The sequence below is a fragment of the Mycobacterium sp. NGS45 genome (assembly GCF_059812645.1).
The window spans coordinates 66,576-80,065 of the sequence record NZ_JCALDB010000006.1; the positions used below are offsets into that span (position 1 = coordinate 66,576).

At 67.1% G+C, this 13,490-nt stretch carries 11 protein-coding genes and 1 pseudogene; 8 read left to right on the forward strand and 4 right to left on the reverse strand.

Annotated elements, in window-relative coordinates:
- Positions 1 to 25: 25 nt before the first annotated feature.
- Positions 26 to 604 (reverse strand): hypothetical protein, encoded by a 579-nt coding sequence (locus tag AC5Y3P_RS07505; protein WP_500045265.1) that lies wholly within the window; start codon positions 602 to 604, stop codon positions 26 to 28.
- Between the two features lie 318 nt (positions 605 to 922).
- Between AC5Y3P_RS07505 and AC5Y3P_RS07510 the strand changes: the two genes are divergently transcribed.
- Positions 923 to 2,173: a mannosyltransferase gene (locus tag AC5Y3P_RS07510; RefSeq protein ID WP_500045266.1), complete on the forward strand. Its 1,251-nt coding sequence runs from the start codon at positions 923 to 925 to the stop codon at positions 2,171 to 2,173.
- Here the strand turns inward: AC5Y3P_RS07510 and AC5Y3P_RS07515 are convergent.
- The gene (locus AC5Y3P_RS07515) at positions 2,127 to 2,420 is read right to left on the reverse strand and encodes a 4a-hydroxytetrahydrobiopterin dehydratase (RefSeq protein WP_500045267.1); all 294 of its coding nucleotides are present in this window, start codon (positions 2,418 to 2,420) and stop codon (positions 2,127 to 2,129) included. The two genes, AC5Y3P_RS07510 and AC5Y3P_RS07515, sit on opposite strands and share 47 nt — an antisense overlap.
- A gap of 27 nt (positions 2,421 to 2,447) precedes the next feature.
- On the opposite strand from AC5Y3P_RS07515, the gene AC5Y3P_RS07520 reads away from it, so the two are divergent.
- The 6 genes and pseudogenes from AC5Y3P_RS07520 to narI all read left to right on the forward strand — a co-directional run.
- The gene (locus AC5Y3P_RS07520) at positions 2,448 to 2,903 is read left to right on the forward strand and encodes a (deoxy)nucleoside triphosphate pyrophosphohydrolase (protein WP_500045268.1); all 456 of its coding nucleotides are present in this window, start codon (positions 2,448 to 2,450) and stop codon (positions 2,901 to 2,903) included.
- Positions 2,900 to 4,114, forward strand: coding sequence for a nitrate/nitrite transporter (locus tag AC5Y3P_RS07525; RefSeq protein ID WP_500045269.1), 1,215 nt, complete (start codon positions 2,900 to 2,902; stop codon positions 4,112 to 4,114). The genes AC5Y3P_RS07520 and AC5Y3P_RS07525 overlap by 4 nt, the downstream gene beginning before the upstream one ends.
- Positions 4,111 to 7,803, forward strand: a complete 3,693-nt coding sequence (locus AC5Y3P_RS07530; protein ID WP_500045270.1) for a nitrate reductase subunit alpha — start codon at positions 4,111 to 4,113, stop codon at positions 7,801 to 7,803. Before AC5Y3P_RS07525 ends, AC5Y3P_RS07530 begins: the two co-directional genes overlap by 4 nt.
- A 13-nt stretch (positions 7,804 to 7,816) precedes the next feature.
- Positions 7,817 to 9,466, forward strand: a complete 1,650-nt coding sequence (gene narH / locus AC5Y3P_RS07535; RefSeq protein WP_500045271.1) for a nitrate reductase subunit beta — start codon at positions 7,817 to 7,819, stop codon at positions 9,464 to 9,466.
- Entirely contained in the window at positions 9,463 to 10,116 is a 654-nt protein-coding gene (gene narJ / locus AC5Y3P_RS07540) for a nitrate reductase molybdenum cofactor assembly chaperone (protein WP_500045273.1), read from the forward strand. The genes narH and narJ overlap by 4 nt, the downstream gene beginning before the upstream one ends.
- Positions 10,110 to 10,844, forward strand: a pseudogene (narI, locus tag AC5Y3P_RS07545) (respiratory nitrate reductase subunit gamma); the annotation flags it as partial. The gene narJ and the pseudogene narI, both read left to right, overlap by 7 nt.
- 13 nt (positions 10,845 to 10,857) lie before the next feature.
- Here the strand turns inward: narI and AC5Y3P_RS07550 are convergent.
- Together AC5Y3P_RS07550 and AC5Y3P_RS07555 are read right to left on the reverse strand one after the other, a co-directional pair.
- Positions 10,858 to 11,124, reverse strand: a complete 267-nt coding sequence (locus tag AC5Y3P_RS07550; protein WP_500045274.1) for a hypothetical protein — start codon at positions 11,122 to 11,124, stop codon at positions 10,858 to 10,860.
- A 65-nt stretch (positions 11,125 to 11,189) separates the two neighbouring features.
- Positions 11,190 to 11,357: a hypothetical protein gene (locus AC5Y3P_RS07555; RefSeq protein WP_500045275.1), complete on the reverse strand. Its 168-nt coding sequence runs from the start codon at positions 11,355 to 11,357 to the stop codon at positions 11,190 to 11,192.
- 67 nt (positions 11,358 to 11,424) lie between these two features.
- Here AC5Y3P_RS07555 and typA point away from each other — a divergent pair, with 67 nt between their 5' ends.
- Entirely contained in the window at positions 11,425 to 13,332 is a 1,908-nt protein-coding gene (typA, locus tag AC5Y3P_RS07560; protein ID WP_500045276.1) for a translational GTPase TypA, read from the forward strand.
- The last annotated feature ends 158 nt before the right edge of the window (positions 13,333 to 13,490 follow it).

Here is a 13,490-nt window from a genome sequence, read left to right on the forward strand (position 1 = left end):
GTCCAATCCTTGGTCGATTAGGCGATCAGGGCAGCGCGGCGGTGGGGAACAGCGACGCCAACGCCGGTCCGGTCAACGGCGAGGCCGACGGTGCACTCGAAGCTGCGGCAGCCGCCTGTGCCGGGGTCAAGCTCGGGGCGGCGACGGACACCAGGCTGGTCAGGTCGCCGGGCAGCGAAACCTGCTGCGGCAGCGGCAACGGAAGTCCGGGCACCTGCGGCAGCGTGATCTCGGCACCCGGAGTCGCGGTCGGGTTCGCCACCGTGCCGGGCACGGTGGTCGCCGGCAGGGTGGTCGCGGGCTGGGTGGCTGCCGGCTGGGTGGGCAGCACCTGCTGCGGCAAGTTCACCGAAGCGCTGGCCACCGGCGGCGTGGTTTCGGCCGGCGCGGCCGGTGTCACGGCATTGGTCAGGGCCGAGGTGGCGGCCTGCAGGGCTTGCGGGGCCTTCGCGGGATCGATGAACTGCTCGACGGCGGACAGCCCGGGGATCGCCGGGCCGGGTGCGGGTGCCGGTTCGGCTTTGGCGATTCCTCCGGTCAGCAGCGCCGCGCCTGACCCGACGACGACGGCTGCGGTGGACAACACGCTTTTGATTCCTGACATGGGCTCTCCCGAGTAGCTGGTGATGGCGGTATGAGCCGAAGCTACGGTGTTACTGGTGGTACTCAAGTGACACGTGTGGCATTTACTTGACCGTTATCGAAGCGAGAGGCGAGTGAAATCGGGAGCGGGCGGCACCGGATTGGTGCGCCGACGGCCGGCGATGCCCCGAAAATCGCCGAGGCTGCGGTTTCATCCGCTCAGCACGGCGTGTTGCGTATGAAACCGCCGAATGTAGGGGCAGGACGGACCGGCAGCACGGCGTGTTGGGTATGAAACTGCCGGATCTGGGGGGAAGACGGAAACCACCAGGGTCGTCGGATGCGGCGTGGCGCTACTACGCTCACCCGCATCGTGAACAACCCGCGATGGGCGACCATCACACGCCTGGCCCCCGTTCTGCTGGTGGCCAGCATCGCCGCACGATTGGCCTGGACCTACCTGCTGCCCAATGGCGCGAACTTCGTCGACCTGCACGTCTATCTCGGCGGGGCCGAAGCGCTGAACCAGCCGGGCACGCTGTATGACTACGTCTACGCCGAGCAGACCCCCGACTTCCCGCTGCCGTTCACTTACCCACCGTTTGCCGCGGTGCTGTTCTATCCGCTGACCCTGTTGCCGTTCTCGGTGGTCGCATTGGGTTGGACGATCGGCGTGATGGCAGCGCTCTACGGCGTGGTCCGGCTGAGCCAGAAACTGCTGGGCATCGAAGCTGGGCAGCGTCAGGCGATGCTGTGGACCGCCGTCGGCATCTGGCTGGAACCGCTGCGCAGCACCTTCGACTACGGCCAGATCAACGTGCTGCTGGTGCTGGCCGTGCTGGCCGCGGTGTACAGCAGCCGCTGGTGGTGGTCGGGTCTGCTGGTCGGCCTGGCGGCCGGGGTGAAACTGACCCCGGCGGTCACCGGCTTGTACTTCCTGGGCGTCCGTCGGTGGGCTGCCGCGGTGTTCTCCGCGCTGGCGTTCGCCGGCACGGTGCTGGTCTCGCTGGCGATCGTGGGGGAGCAGGCCCGCTACTACTTCACCGATCTGCTCGGCGATGCAAGCCGGGTCGGGCCGATCGGCACCTCGTTCAACCAGTCCTGGCGCGGCGGCATCTCGCGGATCCTCGGCTACGACGCCGGCTACGGACCGATCGTGATCGCCGCGGTGCTGCTCACCGCGGTAGTGGCATGGCTGGCGTTTCGGGCGCTCGATGCGGCCGGCGAACCCCGCGACCGGCTGGGCCTGCTGCTGGTGGTGCAACTGTTCGGCCTGCTGCTCTCGCCGATCTCCTGGACCCATCACTGGGTCTGGCTGCTGCCGCTGTTGATCTGGCTGTTCCACGGCCCGTACCGCTACCTCGGCGAGGCGCGGGCGATCGGCTGCGGGTGGTTGGCGTTGACCGTGGTCGGGGTGCCGTGGCTGCTCAGCTTTGCCCAGCCCAGCATCTGGGAGATTCCGCGGCCCTGGTATCTGGCCTGGGCCGGGCTGGTCTACATCGTCGCGTCGCTGCTCACGCTGGCCTGGATCGCGGCGCTGCCGCTCAGGTTTCCGGGCGCCCGACGATCGAGTCGATATCGCGCGCCATAGCGACGTCCTTGTCGGTGATACCGCCCTCGGAATGCGTCACCAGTGCGAAAGTCACGGTCCGCCAACGAATGTCGATGTCCGGATGGTGATCCTGGGCTTCGGCGTGCTCGGCCACCCGGCGCACCGCGTCGATCCCGGCCAGGAACGAATCGAATTTGATCGAACGCCGCAGCGCGCCGTCGGATCGCTGCCAGCCGTCGAGTTTGGTTGCGGCGGCGTCCACTTGTTCATCGGTTAACACAGCCATGTACTCGACGGTATACCGTCAGCTGCCATGACGGTCCAGATCGTGGTGGCCGGGGCGTTGATCGTCGACGGCGCCCTGCTGGTGGCCCAGCGTGCCCGGCCGCCGGAGTTGGCCGGGCTGTGGGAGTTGCCCGGTGGCAAGGCCGCACCGGGTGAGGACGACGCCGCCGCGCTGCGTCGCGAACTGCGCGAGGAACTCGGCGTCGACGTCGCCGTCGGGCCGCGCCTGGGCACCGAAGTCGCGTTGAACGCGACGATGGTGCTGCGCGCCTACCGGGTCACGCTGGTGACCGGAACCGTCGCCGCGCACGATCATCGCGCCCTGCGCTGGGTAGGGGCCCACGAACTGAACCAGTTGGCCTGGGTGCCGGCCGACACCGCTTGGTTGCCGGAACTGGGTGCCGCGTTGGATCACGGTTTGCCTAACGAAGTTTCTCCAAATGTCACCCGATCACAACACGGTGATGATTACCTGACAGGGTGACCACGGCAGCCCCGTCGTCCACGTACGCCGGGCAAGGTGTGAACCTTGCGCTGGCGACCTGGATCTCGACGATCAACTTCTGGGCCTGGAACTTGATCGGGCCGATGTCCACCACCTACGCCGGCGATCTGTCGCTGAGTAGTACCGAGGCGTCGCTGTTGGTGGCCACCCCGATCCTGGTGGGCTCCCTGGGCCGGTTGGCCAGCGGTCCGCTCACCGACCGGTTCGGCGGTCGGGTCATGCTGATCGGCGTCACGCTGGCCTCGATCCTGCCGGTCTTGGCGGTCGGGTGGGCCGGCACCGCCGGCTCCTACCCGATGTTGTTGCTGTTCGGCTTCTTCCTGGGCATCGCGGGCACCATCTTCGCGGTCGGCATTCCGTTTTCCAACAATTGGTACGAGCCGAGCCGACGCGGGTTCGCTACCGGTGTGTTCGGCGCCGGCATGGTGGGCACCGCGCTGTCGGCGTTCTTCACGCCGCGCTTCGTCACCTGGTTCGGCCTGATGCAAACCCACATCATCATCGCGGTGGCGCTGGCGGCCACCGCGGCACTGGGCTTCTTCGCGCTCAAGGACGCACCGACCTTCCACGCCAACACCGACCCGGTGCTGCCAAAGCTGTTGTCCGCAGCCAAACTCCGGGTCACCTGGGAGATGTGCTTCCTGTATGCGGTGGTGTTCGGCGGCTTCGTCGCGTTCAGCAACTATCTGCCCACCTATATCAAGACCATCTACGACTTCAACGCCCACGACGCCGGTGCGCGCACCGCGGCGTTCGCCCTGGCGGCGGTGATCGCCCGGCCGATCGGTGGAGCGTTGGCCGACCGGATCCCGCCGAAGTTCGTGGTACTGGTGTCGCTGGGCGGGACCGCGCTGATGGCACTGATCGCGGTGTTCCAGCCGCCACCGGATGTCTGGTCGGCGGTGACATTCACCTTGTTGGCGGTGTTCCTGGGTATCGGCACCGGCGGGGTGTTCGCCTGGGTGGCGTTGCGGGCACCGGCTAAGTCGGTCGGGTCGGTCACCGGAATCGTCGCTGCAGCAGGCGGTTTGGGCGGCTACTTCCCACCGCTGGTGATGGGCGCGACCTACAATGAGCAGGGTAACGACTACTCGGTCGGACTCGGCTTGCTGGTCGCCACAGCTTTGGTGGCATTGCTGTATACGGCTGTCAAACTACGCAGTCGCGAACCCGTGCAGGAGCAGGCATGACCGCTGGTATCGGAGGACGACTCGAAGAACTGCTGGAACGCAGCGGGCGGTTCTTCACGCCGGGGGAATTCTCCGAGGATCTGCGCACCGTCACCCGCCAAGGCGGCCGCGACGGCGACATCTTCTACCGCGACCGCTGGAGTCACGACAAGGTGGTGCGCTCCACGCACGGCGTCAACTGCACCGGGTCGTGCTCGTGGAAGGTCTACGTCAAGGACGGCATCATCACCTGGGAGACCCAGGAGACCGACTACCCGTCGGTCGGGCCGGACCGTCCCGAATACGAGCCGCGCGGCTGCCCGCGCGGGGCCGCGTTCTCCTGGTACACCTACTCGCCGACCCGGGTGCGCTATCCGTACGCGCGCGGCGTGCTGGTCGAGCTGTACCGCGAGGCCAAGGCCCGACTCGGCGATCCGGTGTTGGCCTGGGCCGACATTCAAGCCGACCCGGAGCGGCGCCGGCGCTACCACCGGGCCCGCGGCAAGGGCGGACTGGTGCGGGTCAGCTGGGCCGAGGCCACCGAGATGATCGCCGCGGCCCACGTGCACACCATCAAGACCTACGGACCGGACCGGGTAGCCGGTTTCTCGCCGATCCCGGCGATGTCAATGGTCAGCCACGCGGCCGGCTCCCGGTTCGTGGAGCTGCTCGGCGGCGTGATGACGTCGTTCTACGACTGGTACGCCGATCTGCCGGTGGCCTCCCCGCAGGTGTTCGGCGATCAGACCGACGTCCCGGAATCCGGCGACTGGTGGGATGCCGCATACCTGATGATGTGGGGTTCGAACGTGCCGGTGACCCGCACGCCGGACGCACACTGGATGGCCGAGGTCCGCTACCGCGGCACCAAGGTGGTGTCGGTCAGCCCGGACTACGCCGACAACACCAAGTTCGCCGACGAATGGATGCCGTGTGCAGCTGGTACCGACGGCGCGCTGGCGATGGCGATGGGCCACGTCATCCTCACCGAAAACTTTGTCGAGAAACGGGTTCCGTTCTTCGTCGACTACGTGCGGACCTACACCGATCTGCCCTTCCTGGTGAAGCTCGAGGATCGCGACGGCACCCTGGTGCCGGGGAAGAACCTGACCGCAGCCGACCTGGAAGGCGATCCAGCCCAGCAGGAGAACGCTGCTTTCAAGCCGGTGCTGTTGGACGGCCGCACCGACACCGTCGCGGTGCCGCAGGGATCACTGGGCTTCCGTTACGGCGACACCGGCGTCGGCAAATGGAACCTGGACCTGCAGGGCATCGTCCCCGCGCTGACCGTCGCCGGTGACGGCACCGAGGGTGTGGCCGTGACGCTGCCGCGCTTCGACACCCTCGACGGGCACGGCGAAACCATCACCCGCGGGGTGCCGGCGCGACGGGTCGGAGAACACCTCGTGTGCACGGTGTTCGATTTGATGTTGGCCCAGTACGGGGTGGCCCGGCCGGGCCTGCCCGGGCAGTGGCCGAGCGGCTACGACGATCCCGACGGCCTCTACACCCCGGCCTGGCAGGAATCGGTCACCGGCGTCTCGGCGGCCCAGGCGATCCGGGTGGCGCGGGAATTCGCCCGCAACGCAGAAGAATCCGGTGGCCGCTCGATGATCATCATGGGCGCCGGTATCTGTCAGTGGTTCCACGGCGATGCCACCTACCGGGCGGTGCTGGCGCTGCTGCTGCTCACCGGTTCGATGGGCCGCAACGGCGGCGGCTGGGCGCACTACGTCGGCCAGGAGAAGTGCCGTCCGGTCACCGGGTGGGCGACCATGGCGATGGCCACCGACTGGACCCGGCCGCCGCGGCAGATGGCCGGCACGTCGTACTGGTATGTCCACACCGACCAGTGGCGCTACGACGGCTACCGGGCCGACGCGCTGTCCAGCCCGGTGGGCCGCGGCCGGTTCGCCGGCCGGCACACCATGGACGTGTTGGCGTCGGCCACCGCGATGGGCTGGAGCCCGTTCTATCCGCAGTTCGACCGGTCCAGCCTGGACGTCGCCGACGAGGCGCAGGCGGCCGGCCGCGACGACGTCGGCGCCTACGTCGCCGAGCAACTCGCCTCCGGTGCACTGAAGTTGGCCGTCACCGATCCCGACGACCCGCGGAACTGGCCGCGGGTGCTCAACATCTGGCGCGCCAACCTGTTGGGTTCGTCGAGCAAGGGCAACGAGTACTTCCTCCGGCACCTGCTCGGCACCACCTCGAACGTGCAGGCCGATCCGGCGCCGGAATCGTTGCGGCCCAACGATGTCAACTGGACCGACGACATCCCCGAGGGCAAGCTCGACCTGCTGATGTCGATCGACTTCCGGATGACCTCGACCACGCTGCTGTCCGATGTGGTGCTGCCGGCTGCGACCTGGTACGAGAAGGCCGATCTGTCCAGCACCGACATGCATCCCTACGTGCACGCGTTCAGCCCTGCCATCGACCCGCCGTGGGAGACCCGATCGGACTTCGACGCCTTCGGTGCGGTCGCGCGGGCCTTCAGCACGTTGGCGGCCAAACACCTGGGCACCCGCACCGACGTCGTGCTCGGCACGTTACAGCACGACACCCCGGGCGCGATGGCCTATCCCGGTGGCACCGAACATGATTGGCGTACCACCGGCGAAGTCCCGGTGCCGGGCAAGACCATGGGGCCGATCGCGGTGGTGCAGCGTGACTACGCCGCGATCGCCGACAAGTGGTCCACGCTGGGCCCGCTCACCGAGCGGCTGGGCCTGACCACCAAGGGTGTCACCACTCACCCAGACAAAGAAGTGGACGCTCTGGCTGCCAAATTCGGGGTACTCGATTCCGGTCCGGCCCAAGGCCGGCCGGCGATCACCACGGCCGAGCGGATGGCCGATGTGATCCTGACGCTGTCCGGGACGTCGAACGGCCGGTTGGCGGTGCAGGGCTTCCGGGAACTCGAACGGCGCACCGGACGCAACCTTGTGCACCTGGCCGAAGGCAGTGAGGAACGTCGGATCAGTTACGCCGACACCCAGGCCCAACCGGTTCCGGTGATCACCAGCCCGGAGTGGTCGGGCAGCGAGACCGGTGGCCGCCGGTACGCGCCGTTCACGGTGAACATCGAGGAACTCAAACCGTTCCACACCCTTACCGGCCGCATGCATTTCTACCTCGACCACGACTGGCTCGAGGAACTCGGCGAGCAACTGCCGATCTACCGGCCACCGTTGGACATGGCCCGACTGTTCGGCGAACCGAACGTCGGGGAGCCGGACGCGGCCGGGATCGGTTTGACCGTGCGCTATCTGACGCCGCACTCGAAGTGGTCGATCCACTCCGAGTACCAGGACAACCTGTTCATGCTGTCGCTGTCCCGGGGTGGGCCGACGATGTGGATGAGCCCGGCCGACGCCGACAAGATCGCAGTCGCCGACAACGACTGGGTGGAGGCAGTGAACCGCAACGGCGTGTTGGTGTGCCGTGCGATCGTCAGCCACCGGATGCCCGAGGGCGTGGTGTTCGTCTACCACGCGCAGGAACGCACCATCGACGTACCGCTGACCGAAACCACCGGCACCCGCGGCGGCATCCACAACTCGCTGACCCGGCTGTTGATCAAACCCAGCCACCTGGCCGGCGGCTATGCGCAGAACGCCTTCGCGTTCAACTATCTGGGCCCCACCGGCAATCAGCGCGACGAGGTGACGGTGGTGCGACGTCGATCCCAGGAGGTCAAGTACTGATGCGGGTGATCCGATGAAGGTCATGGCCCAAATGGCGATGGTGATGAACCTCGACAAGTGCATCGGGTGTCACACCTGTTCGGTGACGTGCAAGCAGGCCTGGACCAACCGGGCCGGTACCGAGTACGTGTGGTTCAACAACGTCGAAACCCGTCCAGGACTGGGATATCCGCGTACCTATGAGGATCAGGAACGCTGGCGGGGCGGCTGGATCCGGGACCGCAAGGGCCGGTTGCGGTTACGCGACGGCGGCCGGTTCGCCAAGCTGGCCCGGATCTTCTCCAATCCCAAGCTGCCCTCGATCGACGACTACTACGAGCCGTGGACCTACGACTACGAGAACTTGACCTCGGCTCCGCTCGGTGAGCACATCCCGGTCGCGCCGCCACGCAGCCTGATCACCGGCAAGCCGATGAAGGTGTCGTGGTCGGCCAACTGGGACGACGATCTGGGCGGCTCACCGGAGATCGTGCCGAAAGATACCGTGCTGCAGCAGGTCAGCGAGAAGATCAAGCTGGAGCTCGAAGAGACGTTCATGTTCTACCTGCCGCGGATCTGCGAGCACTGCTTGAACCCGTCGTGTGTGGCGTCCTGCCCGTCGGGCGCGATGTACAAGCGCAGCGAGGACGGCATCGTGCTGGTGGACCAGGACCGCTGCCGCGGTTGGCGGATGTGCGTATCCGGATGCCCGTACAAGAAGGTCTATTTCAACCACAAGACCGGCAAGGCCGAGAAGTGCACGCTGTGCTACCCGCGGATCGAAGTGGGCCTGCCGACGGTGTGCTCGGAGACCTGCGTGGGCCGACTGCGGTACCTGGGCCTGGTGCTCTACGACGCGGACCGGGTGCTCGAGGCCGCCTCGGTGGAAGACGAGCAACAGCTCTACGCCGCGCAGCGCGAGATCCTGCTGGATCCCAATGATCCGCGGGTGATCGCGGCCGCACGCGCCGAGGGCATCTCCGCAGAATGGATTGCCGCCGCGCGACGTTCACCGGTCTACGCGTTGATCAACACCTATCAGGTGGCGCTGCCGCTGCATCCGGAATACCGGACGGTGCCGATGGTGTGGTACATCCCGCCACTGTCGCCGGTGGTCGACGCGGTCAGCCGGGACGGTCACGACGGCGAGGAACTGGGCAATCTGTTCGGCGCGCTGGAAGCGCTGCGCATCCCGATCGAATACCTGGCCGGATTGTTCACCGCCGGCAACACCGAAGCGGTCGCCGACGTGCTGCGCAAACTCGCCGCAATGCGCTCCTACATGCGCGACGTCAACCTGGGTCGCGAAACCCAGGCGCACATTCCGGCCGCGGTGGGCATGACCGAACAGCAGATGTATGACATGTACCGGCTGCTGGCATTGGCGAAATACGATGAGCGCTACGTGATTCCGAGCGCCTACGCCAGTACCGGCGGCATGGTCGAGGAGCCTGGCTGCTCGCTGGACTTCGACGGCGGGCCCGGAATGTATGAGTCCGGACCGTTCGGTGAGGCCAGCGGCGGGCCGGTGCCGATCGCGGTGGAAACCTTCCACGCGCTGCAGCACCGGCAGACCAGCGAGGGGATGGCTGCCAACGCCAGCGAGCCGTCCCGGGTCAACCTGCTGAACTGGGATGGTCGCGGCGTGCCCGACGGCATGTTCCCGGACGGAGACGGGCGATGAGGCTGCTGTCGCGGGCGCGCTCCGGCCAACGTCATCGCGCGGTGTGGCAGGCCGCGTCACTGCTGCTGGCCTACCCCGACGACACCCGTGCGGTCCGGCTGCAGACCGTCGCCGAACTGCTCGGCCACATCGACGGTTCGGCGCGCGAGCAGTTGGCCCGGGCGCACTCCGCGCTGTCGGCCCTGGATGCCACCGCGGCTGCCGCGGACTACGTGGCCACCTTCGACCTGGCTCGACGCACCACGATGTACCTCACCTACTGGATCGCCGGTGACACCCGCAACCGCGGAGCCGCCATGCACGCCTTCGTGACCGCCTATCGACAGGCCGGTGCCGCACCGCCGGATGACGAATCACCCGACCATCTGGCGGTGGTGCTGGAGTTCGCCGCGCGCGTCGACCCCGAGGTCGGGCGCACGTTACTGGTCGAGCATCGGGTCTCGATCGACATCCTGGCCGCGGCGCTGGCCGAGCGCGGCTCGCCGTACGCCGACGTCGTCGCCGCGGTGGTGGCCACGCTGCCGTCGGCCACCGACACCGAGGTGCGCCGGGCGCGAAAGCTCGCCGCCGAAGGACCCTCGGCCGAAGCCGTGGGCCTGCAGCCGTTCACGCTGACGGTGCCGCCGCGGCGCACCGAGGAAGTGGGGTAGCCATGGGTGCGGCGTTCTGGAACACCATCCCGTACGTGACGCTGGCCGTCGTCGCGGTCGGGACCTTCTGGCGGTATCGCTACGACAAGTTCGGCTGGACCACCCGATCGTCGCAGCTGTACGAAGCCCGGGTGCTGAGGATCGCCAGTCCGATGTTCCATTTCGGCATCCTGGTCGTGATCGCGGGCCACTTCATCGGCTTGGTGATTCCGCAAACCTGGACTGACGCAATCGGTTTGAGTCAGCACGCCTACCACATCCAGGCAGTCACGCTGGGCTCGATCGCGGGCGTCTGCACGCTGTTGGGCATCACGTTGCTGATCTACCGGCGCCGCACCAACGGGCCGGTGTTCATGGCCACCACGGCCAACGACAAGCTGATGTACGTGGTGCTGGTGGCCGCGATCGTGGCCGGGCTGTGCGCCACCGCGCTGGGTTCCGGGCTGGTGGGCGAGGAGCACAACTACCGGCAGACGGTGTCGATCTGGTTCCGCTCGATCTGGGTGCTCGACCCGCGCGGTGACCTGATGGCGCTGGCCCCGATGTACTTCCAGGTGCACGTGTTGATCGGGCTGGCGCTGTTCTGTCTGTGGCCGTTCACCCGGCTGGTGCACGCCTTCAGCGCGCCGATCGGCTACCTGTTCCGGCCCTACATCGTCTACCGCAGCCGGGACGTGGCGCGCGGCACCGAGCTGGTGGGATCCCAGCCGCACCGGCGCGGTTGGTGAGCGTGGTCAGCGCTCAGTAGTGCAGCGAATCGGCCAGTACCCGCACCGGGGCGTCGCGATGGTGCGAGGCGTAGAACGGGTGCATCAACCGCGGATGGCGGCAGTGCACACACGATGCCGCCGGTTCCTCGGACTCCGAACCGGTCAGGTGATGACAGGTCCGGCAGTGCACGAAGTGGAAGCCACCGAAATAGCTGAGTAATCCGAGATAGACGGCGACCGTTGCGGCCGAGCCAACCAGCACGATCAATGCCAGGCCGAGCATCTCCAAACCGGTCATTTCAGCACCTCCAGCTGCGTCAAAGACCATCTGAATTCACGCTACGCCCGCCGGTGCCGGCCGGCTCAGGATTTGCGGGCGCGCTTGAACACCTTCTCCAGATCCTTGCCCCGGATGCCGCTGAGCTCGGCCTTGCGCACCTTGTTCAGAACCACCGGGCAACGCTTGCACCGAGGCTTGCTGCGGCAGCACTTCTTCTTCGGTTTGAGGCTGGCCAACTTCTCTGGCTTCACGTGATCTTTCCGCTCGCGGATGCTTCTGGTTTCGCGATCATGGGTCCGCGCTGCAACAATTTGCGGAATGACTGCTCGTCCCAACTTTAGAAACGTCGCGATCGTCGCTCACGTCGACCACGGCAAAACCACCCTCGTGGACGCCATGCTGCGACAATCCGGCGCTTTGGCCGAGCGGGGCGAGGCCCAAGAACGCGTGATGGACTCCGGTGACCTGGAGCGCGAAAAGGGCATCACGATCCTGGCCAAGAACACCGCAGTGCACCGCCACCACGCCGATGGCACCGTCACTGTGATCAATGTCATCGACACCCCCGGCCACGCCGATTTCGGCGGCGAGGTGGAACGCGGACTGTCCATGGTCGACGGCGTCGTGCTGCTGGTCGACGCCTCCGAGGGCCCGCTGCCCCAGACCCGATTCGTGCTGCGCAAGGCGCTGGGCGCGCATCTGCCGGTGATCCTGGTGGTCAACAAGACCGACCGGCCGGACGCCCGGATCGCCGAAGTGGTCGAAGAAAGCCACGACCTGCTGCTCGACGTCGCCTCCGACCTGGACGACGAAGCCCAGGCCGCGGCCGAGAAGGCGCTCGACCTGCCGACGCTGTACGCCTCGGGCCGGGCCGGCATCGCCTCGACCACCCAGCCGGCCAACGGCGAGGTGCCCGACGGCGGCAACCTCGACCCGCTGTTCGACGTGCTGATGGAGAACATCCCGCCGCCGTCGGGTGACCCGGAGGCACCGCTGCAGGCGCTGGTGACCAACCTCGACGCGTCGGCGTTCCTGGGCCGGCTGGCGCTGATCCGGATCTACAACGGCAAGATCAAGAAGGGCCAGCAGGTGGCCTGGATGCGTGAGGTCGACGGTTCGCCGGTGATCACCAACGCCAAGATCACCGAACTGTTGCGCACCGTCGGCGTCGAACGCACCCCGGCCGACGAGGCAGTGGCCGGCGACATCGTCGCGGTCGCCGGTATTCCGGAGATCATGATCGGCGACACCCTGGCCGATCCGGACAACTCGCATGCGTTGCCGCGCATCACGGTCGACGAGCCGGCCATCTCGGTCACCATCGGCACCAACACTTCGCCGCTGGCCGGCCGGGTGTCCGGGCACAAACTGACCGCGCGGATGGTCAAGAGCCGACTGGACGCCGAACTGGTCGGCAACGTGTCGATCCGGGTGGTCGACATCGGCCGGCCGGACGCCTGGGAGGTGCAAGGCCGCGGTGAGCTGGCCCTGGCCATCCTGGTGGAGCAGATGCGTCGCGAGGGCTTCGAGCTGACCGTCGGCAAGCCGCAGGTGGTCACCAAGCAGGTCGACGGCAAGCTGCACGAGCCGTTCGAGGAGCTGACCATCGACTGTCCCGAGGAGTTCGTCGGCGCGATCACCCAGTTGATGGCCGCGCGCAAGGGCCGGATGGAGCAGATGACCAACCACGCCGCGGGTTGGGTGCGGATGGACTTCGTGGTGCCCAGCCGTGGGCTGATCGGCTTCCGCACCGACTTCCTGACCGAGACCCGCGGCACCGGCATCGCCAATGCGGTGTTCGAGGGCTACCGGCCGTGGGCCGGCGAGATCCGGGCCCGGCACACCGGCTCGCTGGTGTCCGACCGCAGCGGGGCCATCACGCCGTTCGCGATGATCCAACTCGCCGACCGCGGCCAGTTCTTCGTCGAGCCCGGGCAGCAAACCTATGAAGGCCAGGTGGTGGGCATCAACCCGCGCGCCGAGGACCTCGACATCAACATCACCCGGGAGAAGAAGCTGACCAACATGCGGTCCTCGACTGCCGACGTGATGGAAACCCTGGCCAAGCCGCTCGAGCTGGATCTCGAGCAGGCCATGGAGTTCTGCGCGGCCGACGAGTGCGTGGAGGTCACCCCGGAGATCGTGCGGGTGCGCAAGCTCGAGCTGACCGCCAGCCTGCGGGCGCGTGCCAAGGCCCGGGCGAAGGCAGCTGCCAACCAGGGTTAGGGCGTGCCCTGGTTGCACACTGCGTGCGGGTAGTGCACGCGAAACTGCTGTTCGGCGTACCGTGCTTGCACATTCTGTGCGGGTAGGGCACGCAGATGTACCCTCCTTGCACACTGCGTGCGGGTAGGGCACGTGAAACTGCGCCCAGGCGTACCCTC

What these genes read in the sequence shown, in the direction of transcription:
- AC5Y3P_RS07505 (WP_500045265.1), bottom strand. Translation starts at nt 604, where the DNA reads ATGTCAGGAATCAAAAGCGTGTTGTCCACCGCAGCCGTCGTCGTCGGG.
- AC5Y3P_RS07510 (WP_500045266.1), top strand. Translation starts at nt 923, where the DNA reads ATGCGGCGTGGCGCTACTACGCTCACCCGCATCGTGAACAACCCGCGA.
- AC5Y3P_RS07515 (WP_500045267.1), bottom strand. Translation starts at nt 2,420, where the DNA reads ATGGCTGTGTTAACCGATGAACAAGTGGACGCCGCCGCAACCAAACTC.
- AC5Y3P_RS07520 (WP_500045268.1), top strand. Translation starts at nt 2,448, where the DNA reads ATGACGGTCCAGATCGTGGTGGCCGGGGCGTTGATCGTCGACGGCGCC.
- AC5Y3P_RS07530 (WP_500045270.1), top strand. Translation starts at nt 4,111, where the DNA reads ATGACCGCTGGTATCGGAGGACGACTCGAAGAACTGCTGGAACGCAGC.
- narH (WP_500045271.1), top strand. Translation starts at nt 7,817, where the DNA reads ATGAAGGTCATGGCCCAAATGGCGATGGTGATGAACCTCGACAAGTGC.
- narJ (WP_500045273.1), top strand. Translation starts at nt 9,463, where the DNA reads ATGAGGCTGCTGTCGCGGGCGCGCTCCGGCCAACGTCATCGCGCGGTG.
- AC5Y3P_RS07550 (WP_500045274.1), bottom strand. Translation starts at nt 11,124, where the DNA reads ATGACCGGTTTGGAGATGCTCGGCCTGGCATTGATCGTGCTGGTTGGC.
- typA (WP_500045276.1), top strand. Translation starts at nt 11,425, where the DNA reads ATGACTGCTCGTCCCAACTTTAGAAACGTCGCGATCGTCGCTCACGTC.